This is a genomic window from Rufibacter sp. LB8 (assembly GCF_014876185.1).
Classification (GTDB): Bacteria; Bacteroidota; Bacteroidia; order Cytophagales; family Hymenobacteraceae; genus Nibribacter.
On sequence record NZ_JADALJ010000001.1, the window covers coordinates 2,936,418 to 2,950,005 of the forward strand.

Annotated in this window: 9 protein-coding genes; 5 read left to right on the forward strand and 4 right to left on the reverse strand. The window is 52.4% G+C overall.

The window, feature by feature from the left end:
• Positions 1–71: 71 nt before the first annotated feature.
• The 3 genes from IMY23_RS12355 to IMY23_RS12365 form a co-directional block, all read right to left on the reverse strand.
• Positions 72–1,103: a lamin tail domain-containing protein gene (locus tag IMY23_RS12355; RefSeq protein WP_192822383.1), complete on the reverse strand. Its 1,032-nt coding sequence runs from the start codon at positions 1,101–1,103 to the stop codon at positions 72–74.
• A 562-nt stretch (positions 1,104–1,665) separates the two neighbouring features.
• On the reverse strand, positions 1,666–4,068 hold the full coding sequence (locus tag IMY23_RS12360; protein ID WP_192822384.1) for a TonB-dependent receptor: 2,403 nt from the start codon (positions 4,066–4,068) through the stop codon (positions 1,666–1,668).
• A 204-nt stretch (positions 4,069–4,272) separates the two neighbouring features.
• A complete protein-coding gene (locus IMY23_RS12365; RefSeq protein ID WP_192822385.1) occupies positions 4,273–4,752 on the reverse strand; it encodes a GNAT family N-acetyltransferase in 480 nt (159 codons plus the stop codon).
• Positions 4,753–4,953: 201 nt separating this feature from the next.
• Between IMY23_RS12365 and IMY23_RS12370 the strand changes: the two genes are divergently transcribed.
• The 3 genes from IMY23_RS12370 (at position 4,954) to IMY23_RS12380 (ending at position 9,322) form a co-directional block, all read left to right on the forward strand.
• Positions 4,954–6,147, forward strand: coding sequence for an SH3 domain-containing C40 family peptidase (locus IMY23_RS12370; RefSeq protein ID WP_192822386.1), 1,194 nt, complete (start codon positions 4,954–4,956; stop codon positions 6,145–6,147).
• 85 nt (positions 6,148–6,232) lie between these two features.
• Positions 6,233–7,732 (forward strand): glycosyl hydrolase family 18 protein, encoded by a 1,500-nt coding sequence (locus IMY23_RS12375; RefSeq protein ID WP_192822387.1) that lies wholly within the window; start codon positions 6,233–6,235, stop codon positions 7,730–7,732.
• 126 nt (positions 7,733–7,858) lie between these two features.
• Positions 7,859–9,322, forward strand: coding sequence for a glycosyl hydrolase family 18 protein (locus tag IMY23_RS12380; RefSeq protein WP_192822388.1), 1,464 nt, complete (start codon positions 7,859–7,861; stop codon positions 9,320–9,322).
• Positions 9,323–9,745: 423 nt separating this feature from the next.
• On the opposite strand, the gene IMY23_RS12385 is transcribed toward IMY23_RS12380, so the two are convergent.
• On the reverse strand, positions 9,746–11,167 hold the full coding sequence (locus IMY23_RS12385; protein WP_192822389.1) for a D-alanyl-D-alanine carboxypeptidase: 1,422 nt from the start codon (positions 11,165–11,167) through the stop codon (positions 9,746–9,748).
• A 405-nt stretch (positions 11,168–11,572) separates the two neighbouring features.
• On the opposite strand from IMY23_RS12385, the gene IMY23_RS12390 reads away from it, so the two are divergent.
• A complete protein-coding gene (locus IMY23_RS12390; protein WP_192822390.1) occupies positions 11,573–12,628 on the forward strand; it encodes an LD-carboxypeptidase in 1,056 nt (351 codons plus the stop codon).
• A 169-nt stretch (positions 12,629–12,797) separates the two neighbouring features.
• Complete coding sequence (locus IMY23_RS12395; RefSeq protein ID WP_192820093.1) at positions 12,798–13,514, forward strand: IS1 family transposase; 717 nt, start codon at positions 12,798–12,800, stop codon at positions 13,512–13,514.
• Positions 13,515–13,588: the final 74 nt, after the last annotated feature.

Sequence of the window (13,588 nt, forward strand, 5' to 3'; positions counted from 1 at the left end):
TTCACAAAAGGGCGGCTGCCCTATAAACCACAAGCGCGACCTGTTAAAAAGTCGCGCTTGTGGGCAAGAGGTTACTCTGTTACTACAAATTTACCGGTGGCCGAAGAACCACCCGCTACCACGCGCACTATGTACGTGCCCGCCGTTAACTTCTTAGAAGCGCCAGACAGCAGCTCTGTTTCATGGTAACCGGCCGGCAGGGTGCCTACGCGTTTCTCCAGCACTTTGGCGCCACCCAAGGTGAACACCAGAATATCCACGGATGACGTTTTGGGCAAACCAAACTTAACCGTACCATTGGCCTGCATAGGGTTTGGGTAAATAGCCGCCAGCTCCACCGACTTCAGGGAACCTGACTTAGCCAGAACGTCTCTGATGGAGGTAACTGTTGGCTGCTCTTTAGGAGAGCCGGAGTACTGTGGGTTGGGTGCCACAATCACAAAATCATTGTCATTGCTGTCACTGTCATGGCCGTTTCCTTGAGTGTGGTCCTCGCCGCCGGGCATCATGCTCACATCTGTAGAATAGTCAAAAGCTTTTCTTTCAACGGCAGACGCTGTGTTAGAGGTTGGGGCCGGAAAACCTTCAGAACCCGTGGCCGCGCTGCCCCAGCCTACTTTGTCTATAATAGAAGCGTTGGTAGGGTTAGCGCCCGTAACGGCGGTACTGTTGTTCACCAACACCACTTTGCCCTGCAAAGAAGCTATGCTAAGCCCAGAGGTAGCGTCTGCGGCAAAAGGCAGTGGGGCAGCACCGTTGCCAGTAAATCCAGAGATCAGGAAAAAGCTGTGCGCTTTGATGGTGCCGGTGAAAGTAGCCACTTGCCAGGTCTCGCCGGTGTTAGGCGCATACTGCACAGACCAGTTGGTCATGACAATATCATTCGCGGTAGGGTTGTACAGCTCAATATAGTCTGTGTTGTACGGCGCGGTGGTGTTGCCGCCGCCGCCAGCCACTTCACTGATAACTACGTGGTCAGCGGCCTGCCCTGCCGCGGTGCCTCCTGCCAGCAGCAGAAAAGAGAACGGCAGAACAAGTTTCTTCATCTTGCCCAACATGCCAGCAGATGAAGCAGAAAAAGGGTTTTTGTAGAGTTTTAGCATACGCTTAAGGTAATGTGAAGGTAAACAATCAGAAAAAAGACGAAGGAAAACAGCCATAACCAGTCAGCTACTTAGGGGGATAAGCAGGCGCCCTGACCAGCAAGAATTTGGCTGTATAATTATAGGACTTTATTCTATAAGCTGAAAGCCTTTGTAAAAAAAAGTTAAAAACTTATAGAGATTCAAGACCGGTTCCCTGAAAATTATTGGCCTTTAGGGATTTATCGCTCTTAGAAATCGGACCTTTCCCCACTTTCATTTTCTGATTTTTCCGTTTTCGGGCTCATTTTTGGAAACGGAGCCAAAAACGGAAACGGGGCCCATTCAACCCAGAATTACAGGTAATGACAGGAGCCACTTCACTCTCCAGCCAAGACCGTTCCGCTAGATTCTGCCAAATAGAAAGACTGTTCTATTATAAATAAAGGTGTAGCGATTTTAATGGGTCCGCGGGCGAGGCGCATAATCGTTCTTGCCAACTGACTAGAAAAACCGATGTCCGTTTTGGGGCTCATTTCTGAAAATGAGCCCCAAAACGGAATCGCGCAGCCAAAGAAACAGCTTAGAAATTCCCGCGCAGGGTCAAGAGTAGATTACGGCCGGGCGCGCTTACGCCAGAGGCGTACACGCGGTAGAATTGGTCCAGCATGTTCTCCAGGCCAGCCTGTACTTGCAGCCGTGGATGAAGCTGGTAAGAGGCGCGCAGGTTGAGCGTGTACCAGGCGGGCACGCCTTCCGGGGTGGCGTACTGCAGGTTATCTTCGCCCACGGGGTTGTAGTCTTTCAGGCGTTTCCAGCCGTTGTACTGCACGTAGAACTCAGACTGAAACTTAGGCAGCGTGAGAAAGAAACTAGTTTTTCCGAACACCGGCGGAATGTGATCCAACGGAATTTCACCGGTTGCCTCTTTGATGCGCCCGTAGGTGTACGTCAACGAGGAAGTCAGCCGGAAAGCCTGGCTTATATCGGCGGCAATAGACCCGCTGAACCCGTACACGTAGGCGCGGCGCGCGTTCACGTTGGCCGTCACCTGGCTGATGCGGCCATTGTAGTCAATCTGGGGTTGCCCCTGGTACAGAAAAGGTTGCGTGGTGATGGCATCACGGTACCAGGTGTAGAAACCAACGCCTTCCAGCCGCACGCTCTGCGCCACGGTTTTGCCAAGGCTGAGCTCCGCGTTGTAGGTGTATTCTGGCTTTAAATCTGGGTTAGGCACAATCAACTGCCCCGCCACCGACTCAAACACTTTGCCCAGATCATCTACGTTAGGCGCCCTGAACCCCGAGGAAGCCACCGCCGCGAAGCGCCAGTCTTGCCCCGGCTGAAAGATTAGCCCCAGGTTTCCGTTTACGGCGGTGTTCTTCTGGTTCACTTCGTCAAACGGAAACGGGAAAAACGCTTTATCGGTGAAATCGGCGTTCAATTCCACGCGGCTGATGCGTATGCCGTCAGACAGAATCCAGCGGGGCGAAATTTCCCAGGTATGCGTAAAATAGGCTGCCGCGTTGCGCATGTGTGACCCGCCGCTGGGGTAGCGCGTGTCCAGCGGCGTTTCCTGCCCTGTGTTCACATCTGACCCATAAGCCCGGGAACCTACTTTGTTGTAGCCCAACTCCAGGCCATACCGCAGTTCGTGTGTATTCAAAAGGCGGCTGGCATCAGCGTTCAAGGTGAAGACGTCAACTTCTTCCAATCTGTTTTGTAGCACATTTCGGCCAAATCTTCTGTTATGCCGACTTTCTTTCACGTTCTGGTAAGCGCCGGTCAAGCGCAGGTTCTCCAGCCAGCCTTTGCCCTGCGTGGCGAAGGTGTAGGCCGCCAGCAACCGTTCCTGCGGCCCGTAGTACCATTGCCCGTGGTTCAGTTTGCCTTGCGCGTCTACTTCGGTGAGGCGATCATACCTGGGAATATCTGATGACGTGGAATACTGCAGATTGAGCACATGAGAAGTATTGGCCGATGCCTGGTACAGCACTTTCTGCAACAGATCATATTGTTGGTAACCGCTCTGCTTCTGCACGTTCACGTTGTTGTTGGGCACTTGCACGTCTTGCCCGTTCTGGCGTTCGGCGTAAAACGGGCGCAGGCCCCAGTTGCCGTAAAACGGATTGCGCTGGGCCCCCTGCCGCAAATCCCCGAAATCTGAGAAAGTGAGGCTGGTGAGACTTCCCCATTTCTGGCCTCCTACTGACACATTCACGTGGGCGGTTTTCTCCTGGTTGGCGGTGGCGTAGCGGGTGAAGGCGGTGCCCGTTACTTTGGTGCCCGCACTGTCAGCCAGTTTAGGTTCTTTGGTGTAGAAATGCACCACGCCGCCCAGGGCATCTGACCCATACACCACAGAACCCGGCCCAAACACTACTTCTACTTTCTCCAGCGCGGCATTGTCAACGGTGATCACGTTCTGCAGGTGGCCGCCGCGGTAAATGGCATTGTTCAAGCGCACGCCGTCTATCACCATGAGTACCTTGTTGGCTTCAAAACCGCGCAAAATGGGGCTTCCGCCGCCGGCCTGGCTTTTCTGCACCAGAATCTGGCCGGTCTGCTGCAGCACATCGGCGGTGGTCTGGTTGTTCTGGAAGGCCAGATCGCGGGCTTTCAAGACCTGAATCTGTTGGGGCACATCACCTCGGTTCTCTTCAAACTTACTGGCAGACACCACCACTTCATTCAAAGAATAGCTTCGTTCTGTGAGTAAGATTCGGTAGTGTGCGTTCTTGATTTGCTGCAGAGAAAGCGTGCGTGGCTGATAATCTGTGCGCTCAAACCGAAGGCTGTCTGTGGCTCTGAAATCTGTAAAATTGAACTGGCCCTGGGCGTTGGTCAACTGGGCGCCACCGCCTTGCACGGGCACTATCCGTACTCCCGCCAGCGGCTGCAGATTGGCTTTGTCCAACACCGTGGCGCGCTGCCCCAGCACCGCCAGCGGCAAACAGAACATAAGAAAAACAAGGAAAGACTTCATATAAGTAGGCAAGGTGTTGTACTGGTTTGTTGGCTGGAAGGAAGATTGGTTAGATTCCGTTTTCGGGCTCGTTTTCAGAAATGAGCCCGAAAACGGAACATTTGGCAACCCTGATACTGCTTGGGAAAATCACCTGATGGCATGGCACTGGGCATGTTGCAAAATCAGAAACGCGGGCCAACTCTTCAGGGAAACGCACCATTTTTAGAACGTCATCTCCATTTTAATATCGGCGCGCTTGTAGTCTTTGAAATCATCTGGCACTTCCACAAAGCCCAGTTTGGTGTACAGGTGCAGCGCGGTCTGCAGTTTTCGGTTAGAGAGCAGAAAAAGGGTGGTGGCGCCCAGGGCGCGGGCTTTGGCAATGGCAGCCTCGCCCAGGCGGCGGCCAATTTTCAGGCCCTGGGCTTTGTCAGTGACGGCCATTTTTGCCAGTTCATAGGTGTGGTCGTTGACTTTGATCAGGGCGCAGGCGCCTACTATCTCGCCCTGGTACTGGGCCATGAAAATGTGGCCGCCCTTGGCCATGATGTAACCGTCTGGGTCACCTAACGACTTGTGGTCCAGCTCTTCCATCTCAAAGTAGCGCTCAATCCAGGCTTGGTTCAGGCGTTTGAAATCTGCGGCGTGCTGGGGCTGGTAATCTATGATAGAGACCGACAGGGCCTCGGGGTGAGCTTGCATAGGAACGTAAAAAAGTGGCTGGGCAAAGATAAGGAAGTGAATAGTTTGTTTTGGGGCTCATTTCTGAAAACGAGGCCGAAAACGCAAAAGAAAAAGTTGATCCCGCACCTGGCGCTGGCATACGCCGGGAACGCGACCGGCCGTTTTACTGTTCAGATAACCAACAAAACCCCCTATCTTTCGCCGCACAGATAAAATCACATGAAAAAAAGCCCCTTCCTACTCCTGTTGGGTTTTCTGGTGGCCTGTTCCAGCAGCAAACCAACCCCAGAGATTTCCTCCGCCCCCACGGCCGCGCCTGTTTCAGCGTTCACGTCCCACGTGGACGCCGTGCGCCAGCAGTTTGCCCCAGACAAGCGCGTGGCCTTGTTTGACGTGAAAACCAACGGCACCGTGCTCACCGGCGAGACCAATATGCCCGCCGCCAAGGCCGCGTTGCTGAGCAAGCTTACGGCTGCCGGCATCTCGTTCCAGGACAGCATTCAGGTATTGCCCCTGGCTGATCTGAAAGACAAGACCAACGCCGTTGTCACGCTTTCAGTGGCCAATTTGCGCTCTGAGCCCAAGCACCCGGCAGAACTGGCCACGCAGGCCACCATGGGCACGCCGCTCAAAGTCTGGAAACAGAAAAGCGGCTGGTACCTGGTGCAAACCCCAGATCATTATTTGGCCTGGGTAGATGGTAGTGGCATTAAATTGATGGACAACACTGCTTTTGCTGCCTGGCAGAAGGGCGAAAAACTGCTCTACACTTTGCCTTACGGCTTTGCCTACGCTGCTCCAGACAAAGGCGGCGCCACCGTTTCTGACCTGGTGTACGGCGATGTGATGGTGCTGAAAAACCAAACCAAAGAGTTCTACGAAGTAGGTTTCCCAGACGGCCGCACCGCGTTTGTGTCCCTGCCAGAAGCCGAAAAATACGCCAAGTGGGCCGCCACGCGCCAACCCACGGAGCAAAACCTGGTGGAGACGTCTAAGAAACTGATGGGATTGCCTTACCTCTGGGGCGGAACCTCATTCAAGGGCGTGGACTGCAGCGGTTTCACCAAGACGGTGTATTTCATGAATGGCCTGGTCTTGCCCCGTGATGCCAGCCAGCAAGTACACGTGGGTGAACCTATTGACACCCAGAATGGTTTCCAGAACATGCGCCCCGGCGATTTGCTGTTCTTCGGGTCAAAAGCCAAAGACGGCAGGCCAGAACGGGTGGTGCACGTAGGCATGTGGATTGGGAACAATGAGTTCATCCATTCGGCGGGCCGCGTACGCATCAGCAGCATGGACCCCGCTTCCCCTAATTTTGATGAACCTGAGCTTAAGCGCTTTCTGCGTGCCAAGCGAGTTCCACCACAGGCTACCCTGCTGGACCTGCGCTCGGCGGCTCTTTATCAATAAATATTACGGTTCTTGCTTGGGTTCTTAATTTTTTTTAATAATTTGTCAAAAATTAGGTTTCTCAGCAAGAACCCATTGCCATATCATGAAAAGATTTCTCCCCCCTTTTTTATCTGCCTTACTGCTTTTAGGCATGGCCGCACCGGCTGCCCAAGCCCAGTCTACTCATCAGGAGGAAGCCGCGCGTTACCAGCATTTGGAAGATTTTAAAACGGATGCCGAGTATGGCAAGGCCTTGGGCCATGACATGGAGAAAATGCGCAAAGCCAGCGCTACCCAAAAAAGCCAACGCACCACCACCGCCCAACCGCTTTCTAAAAGGGTGCTGGGGTGGTACCCGTACTGGAATGCCGAAGAATACACCACATATGACTTCAGCAACTTCCACACCATTGCCTATTTCTCTTATGAGGTAAACCCCAGCACGGGCGGCGCCATCACCACCAGAACTTGGAATACTACTGGTTTGATTGCCGCGGCCCACGCCGCCGGCGTAAAAGTGGTCTTAACGGTCACCAATTTTGGCAACGCCAACAACGCCACGCTCCTCAACAGCCCCGCCGCCAAGAAAAACCTCATCAACAACCTCATTACCGTGGTGAAAGCCCGCAACGGCGATGGCGTGAACATTGACTTTGAAACCGTGGGCGTGGCCCAGCGCGACAGCCTGACCAAGTTCATGAACGAACTGTCTGACCGGTTCCATGCGGAGATCCCTGGTTCCCTGGTGTCTATTGCCTTGCCCGCCATTCAGTGGACCGAGGTGTTCATGGTGCGCCAGATGACCCAGGTAGATGACTTCTACATCATGGGGTATGATTACCATTACTCTGGTTCATTGAAGTCTGGACCAGTGGCACCATTGAAAGCCAGCAATAGTGCCTACTGGGGCTCCACGCTCAATTCCACGTACTCTGTGAACTGGTATTTGGGCAGAGGCGTACCCGCTAACAAGCTTCATTTAGCAGTACCGTATTATGGTCGTCAATGGGCTACCAAAAGCGGCACCGTTCCAGACTCCACTAGAAACAAAGTAGCGGCCTCCATTTCCAAAGCATATGCCACCGCCAAAGTTGAGGCAGAGCGTTATGGCCGCCAATGGAGCACTCAAGGCGATGTTCCCTACTACACCTATCAAAGCAGCAGTGGACAATGGTACCAAGTATTTTATGATGACCCAGAAAGCTTAGGTCTGAAATATGACCTGGTGAACCAGAAGGGCTTGGCCGGCATAGGCATTTGGGCGTTGGGCCATGATAAAATGGCTGAGAACCCTGAGTTGAACGCCGTGTTGCGCGAGAAATTCCCACCGGCGCCTTTGTCTGCGGCAGATGAACTAGACGCCGAAGGCAGCATGACCTATCCTAACCCGGTAAAGCGTGGCCAAGATGTAGCCCTGAGCAGGAAACTGAGCGGCGTTCCGGTGGCTTTGGCTTTGCGTGATGCCATGGGCCGTAATTACCCACAACCCGTGTTGAGCGCACAGGGCACGTTCAGCACCCAGGGCCTGGCGTCTGGGGTTTATTTCTTGACCGCCACCACCGCCAAAGGCAGCACCACCCACAGAGTTGTAGTAGTTGATTGATTTATACATTTCCCAGAAAAGGCCTGCATCTTAACCGGTACAGGCTTTTTCATTTCTGGTGCTTTCTGTTTTCGGGCTCATTCCTGAAAACGGAGCCAAAAACGAAAAACTAGTAGTCCATGCTTTATGAAAAACCTGGTTCTTTTGTTCTGCTTTTTCGGATTGGGCCAACTAGCGGCTAATGGTCAGTTTGTGCACGCAGAAGACGCGGCCCACTACCAGCATTTAAATTTCAAGACAGACGCTGAATATGACCAAGCCTTCGGCCGAAAACCAAAACCATTGCCAACTCAAAACAATCGTCGGGCAGACAAAGCACCGCTGGGTAAGAAAGTATTTGGGTGGCACCCGTCTTGGCTAGGCACTAATTATAGGGCTTATGATTATTCAAACCTCCACACCATTGCGTATTTCTCTTATGAAGTGAATCCGGCCACGGGCGGCTACAAAACCATCCATAGTTGGCTTACCACAGACTTGGTGACCATCGCTCAGCAGGCGGGCACCAAAGTAGTGCTCACCGTCACCAACTTTGACAACGCCAACAACGCAACCTTGCTTAACAGCCCCGCCGCCAAAGCGAACCTCATCAACCAACTCATTACCTTAGTAAAAGCCCGCAACGCCAATGGTGTCAACATTGATTTTGAAGGCGTAGCTGTAGCCCAACGCGACAGCCTCACCAAGTTCATGAACCAGTTGGGCGCTCGTTTCCATACAGAGATTCCGGGCTCCCGCGTCTCTATTGCCTTGCCCGCTATTCAATGGATAGAAGTATTTATGGTAGCACAGATGACCCAAGTGGATGATTTCCTGATTATGGGTTATGGTTACTACTATGGCGGGGCAGACAAAGCCGGCCCCAACGCGCCCCTAAAACCCAGTTCCTGGGCCTTTTGGGGACCCACGCTCAATCTCACCTATTCTGTAAACTGGTACCTGAACAAAGGCGTGCCCACTGAAAAATTATTCTTGGGTTTGCCTTACTACGGCCGAAGATGGGCCACCGCCAGCGCCACCGTTCCTTCGGCCACGCAGAATGCCAATGCGCCATCTGCCTCCAGAACCTACGCCGCAGCCAAAGCTGAACTAGCCGCCAACAACTACACCCGCCACTGGAACCCAGAAGGCGACACGCCTTACTATGTCTACCAGCAAAACGGCCAATGGTTCCAGACCTTTTATGATGATGCGCAGAGCCTCGGGCTGAAGTATGATTTGGTGAACCAGAAAAACCTGGCGGGCATTGGCATCTGGGCCCTGGGGTATGATGACACGTCCACTAATCCGGAGTTGAACAACCTGCTTCGCGTCAAATTCCCGCCGGTGGTCATGTCTGCGACAGACGCCTTGGAAGATGAAAAACCCAGTCTATACCCCAACCCTGTGAAACGCGGGCAGCCTGTGTTCTTGGGGAAAGCAGTTGGGGGAAAAGTGATTTTGACAGATGCTTTGGGCCGAAGTTTAACAATGCCAACAGTGAATGCAGATGGTCATTTCAGCACGGAGACATTTCCGGCAGGCTTATATTTCTTGACTGCTTCTACTTCTCAGAAAAGTGTTTCTTTCCGGTTGGTAGTAGTGGAGTAAGCGGAATTGAACACCCTGTTTTCGGGCTCATTTCAGGAAATGAAGCCAAAAACGGGAATTGGACTTTGGCTTATTAATCTACGGTATCCAGATTTATGTTAATATTAATCGTTCAGTCTTTTCATAACCATTCGGCTAAAAAATAAATATATCCCAGTTATAAAAAGTAAATCAAAAACGATGATAAACTTTCCTTCTTCTATTAAGGTATTCCTGAAAATTGCCTGATGCAGTGCGAACGGAATAAAATTGAATGGGCCAAGCTGCAATATAAAATACCCCAAAGGTGCTACTAGCAGCAAGGGAAGTAAAATAGGTAAAGCCCAGCCTTTAAATCGCATATTATCGCCCTGATCCAGTTCAAAACTCCATAAACTCCCCTATTTTCGGGCTCATTTCCCAAAACGAGCCCGAATACGGAAATCAATACTTCTCGTGCACTTCGGTCATGATGCGCACCATCTCGTTTCTGATGTCTGTGGAGCTGCCTTTGAAGTTGTTGTTCATGAAACTGAAGAGCAGCAGCTTGCCGCTTTTGGTTTTGATGTAGCCGCTTTGGTTGTGCACATGCGCCAGCGTCCCGGACTTCCCGAAGACGTACGGCGGCTCCGCTTTGTAAATGTTCCTAAACGTGCCGGGTCTTCCGCCGGTGGCCATCATGGGCAAAAGTTGGTCGGTGGGGCGTTCCTGCTGCAGTTTCTGCAACAGGGCAATAATGGTGCGCGGCGTGAACATGTTCATGCTAGACAACCCAGAACCGTCTACCCACACCGGCGCATCTGGCAAATCTGAGAGGTAATTTTTCACCACGTGCTTAATCGCGCGCTCCACGCTCAAAGTATCTGAGAGCGTTCCGGAGCAGAGCACCATCAATTGTTCGGCAAAGAGGTTGTCACTCACTTGCAGCATTCGCTTGTACACGCTGTCACTTGGCAGGCCGTAAAACGTGGTGCCGCCTTTGGGCATAGGGCGCTTGAGCAAAGTCACTTTCTTTTTAAGCGTATCGGCCAGCAATCTCACCGTCATGTCTGGCGAAGGAATGAACGGCACTTCCACCGAGAAATTGGGGTTCGCCAGTTTGGGGAAAAACGTCAGCTCGTTGGTACGCCAGGCCCGCACAAAGGAATCACCGTGCGCGGCACGCGTGGTATCTGTCTTGATGCCGGCCTTGAAGATGGCGGGTGTGGTGGAGAAAGAATTTCCATGATTTACGTTCACCCACACTGACCCATTGTTAGACGGCACCGGCGTGCTGGTTCTACCGGTGCGCGCGAACTTCACAATGTTGCCATGGATGGGGAACACGCTGCGCTCTGGCTGATAATAATAATTATAATCGTCCCAACCCCAGTTATTGGCGAAAGGCGTGCTGGTCATGGGCGTCTCCACGTAAAACAGTTTTTCTTTTCGGTTTTTGAGGAAGTCATAGGCCAGCGAGTTCTTCAAATCCATGTGCGTGAAGGTAGGATCACCAGTTCCCCAGAAAATCAGCGAGTCGCCGCGCACCACGTACTTGAGCGCCGGAATAGAATCACCCAGCATCTTGATGCAAGCGTAATACGTGAACAGTTTGGTGTTGGAGGCCGGCACAAAATATTTGTCAGCGTTATGCTCCACCACCGCCTTGCCCAGCGCGGGGTCATACAACACGAAGCCAATAAACCGGTTGTTCAGCTTCTCAGACTCCAGAATGCGCTGTTTGATGACCTCGGGGCCATACGCCGGCGGCGGCGGCGGAGTAACTGCCACTGACATAGGCGTATTTTTAGTGGTGGTACAACCGGCCAGCAACAACACAGTGAGCAAGGGCAACAGCCGGAAGGGTTTTAAAAGGATGGTTTGCATGTTTGGTGTAGTTTGGAACGCGTAAATAGCTGAATTTTCTGGTAATCTTGAAGGCTTGGGCGGGAAAAGCTACCCAAAGTTTTGAGCAAAGTCTTTCAAAGATGCTTTCTTCTTTGTCATCCTGTAAGGATCTCGGTGGCCAGCTGCAAGGGCGCTTACTAAATGCTTTCTTAGTTCGCCCACAAGTTCCTTTCAGGATGATACAGGAGGTAAGGCCCGAAGACAAAATGAAAGCAGGATAAAATTATTCGCCCCGCACTCCCCCCTTCATCCTGAAATTTAATTTTTTTTAAGAACAAGCCATGCCTTTGTAATAAATATTCGGCAAAAATTCAGGCTATCCCCGGCAAAGTCTGTAATTTAGGCTTTGTTTCTGAATCTGGTTCTTCCTCAACCCTAGTTACCATGGTTTTCCGTTCCCGGCGCGACGTATTGGCATCTCTTTCCCTGGCCGCGGCTGTACTTCCGCTTTTGGGGTTCAGTCCGAGCCTGGCAGTGGACAAGCAGCCCAAAACTTTGCTTCCGCCTCGCATTAAACCCGGCGACACAGTAGGCTTGATTTGTCCGGCCGGCGCGGCGTTCAGCAAAGAAACCGTGCAGGTGACCAAGGAAAGCCTGGAAGCGCTGGGCCTGAAAGTGAAGCTGGGGAAACACGTGTTTGACCGCTTCGGGTATCTGGCCGGCACAGACCAGGCCCGCGCCGAAGACGTGAACAGCATGTTCGCAGACAAAGGCGTACAGGCCATTCTGGCCATTCACGGTGGCTGGGGCTGTGCCCGATTATTGCCTTTGCTGGACTACAAAACCATCCAGAAAAACCCGAAGCCGCTGATTGGCTACTCAGACATTACCGCGCTGTTGGTGGCCATTTACGCCAAAACCGGCTTGGTCACCTTTCATGGCCCCGTAGGCGCGGCCACCTGGAATAAATTCTCAGTAGATTCTTTCAAGCAGGTCTTGTTTGACGCCGCCCCAGTTACGTTCCAGAACCCCAAAGAGCTAGGCGACAACCTGGCCCTTACCAAAGACCGCATCACCACCATCACGCCCGGCACCGCGCGCGGAAAACTGGTGGGCGGCAATTTAACGGTGCTCACCGCCATCATCGGGTCAGATTATTTGCCCAACTGGAAAGACGCCATTTTATTCCTGGAAGACACCAATGAGAACGTGTACAAGGTAGACCGCATGCTCACGCAATTGAAACTGGCCGGCGTGCTGGATCAGGTGAAAGGCGTGGTGTTCGGAAAATGCTCAGACTGCAACCCCGGCAGCGGCGGCTACGGCTCGCTCACGCTGGAAGAAGTCTTGGAACAGCATTTGCAGTCCTTGAAAGTGCCCGTGTATTCCGGCGCCATGATTGGCCACATCACACATAAATTCACCGTACCCGTAGGCGCGGAAGCAGAAATAGACGCAACCGCCGGTACCATTCGTTTATTGAGTGGCGCGGTGGTGTAAGGGCACGTTTTCGTCCCCCTTTGCAGGGGGTTGGGGGATGACAAGGAACGGCAAAAGAGTTACGGACGTTGACTATGAAACAAACCATAAGCTGAGCCATACATTTTTGGTAGTGGTTTAGAAAGTATGATGGGATAAAAGCTGACAGTGAGTTGTTTAAGATGATGGAATGTTCGAAGTCCTCATCAAAATAAACTGTCCCCACTGCCAGAGCAGTAAGGTAGTAAAAAACGGAAAGAAAAAGAACGGTGCCCAGAACCTGCTATGCCACAGCTGCAGAAAGCAGTTCCAGGCCACGTACCAGTACAAAGGCGCCGATCCGGCCACAAAGCAGCTAATGGTGCGGCTTTTGGAGCGCAACAACGGCATCCGCGACATAGAGGCGCTGCTGGGGGTGAGCCGCAAGTGCATACTGGACAACCTGTGCCGGCAAGGCAGCCGACTCAGCATCGCACCGGCGCGGCGCTGCTACGAGTCGGTGCAGATAGACGAGGTCTGGAGCTACGTGGGCAGGCGCAGGAAAGGGAAGTACTGGCTTTTGTATGCCTACTGCCCCGAGACGGATGAGGTTTTGGCTTACAGTTGCGGCCCCAGGAGCGCAGCAACTGTGAGGAAGCTGCTCAAGAAGCTGGAGAAAGCACACATTGGAGAATACTGCACCGACCATTGGAGAGCCTTCGCCCAGGTGATACCTACAGAGAAACACAAGGTGGGCAAGGCTTACACAAAAAATATAGAAGGGGTAAATACCTGCCTCAGGGCCAGGAACAGGAGGCTGGTCAGGAAAACGACCTGCTTCTCCAAGAAAAAGGAGAACCATGATGCGAGCTTAAACCTAATGTTCAACTACCGAAACAACCAAAAATCAAAGCATCATACATTGTAAACCACTACCACATTTTTTTATCAGCACGAGTAATCATCCCCCTACCCCCTTCAAAGGGGGACGAAAAAGTAGAA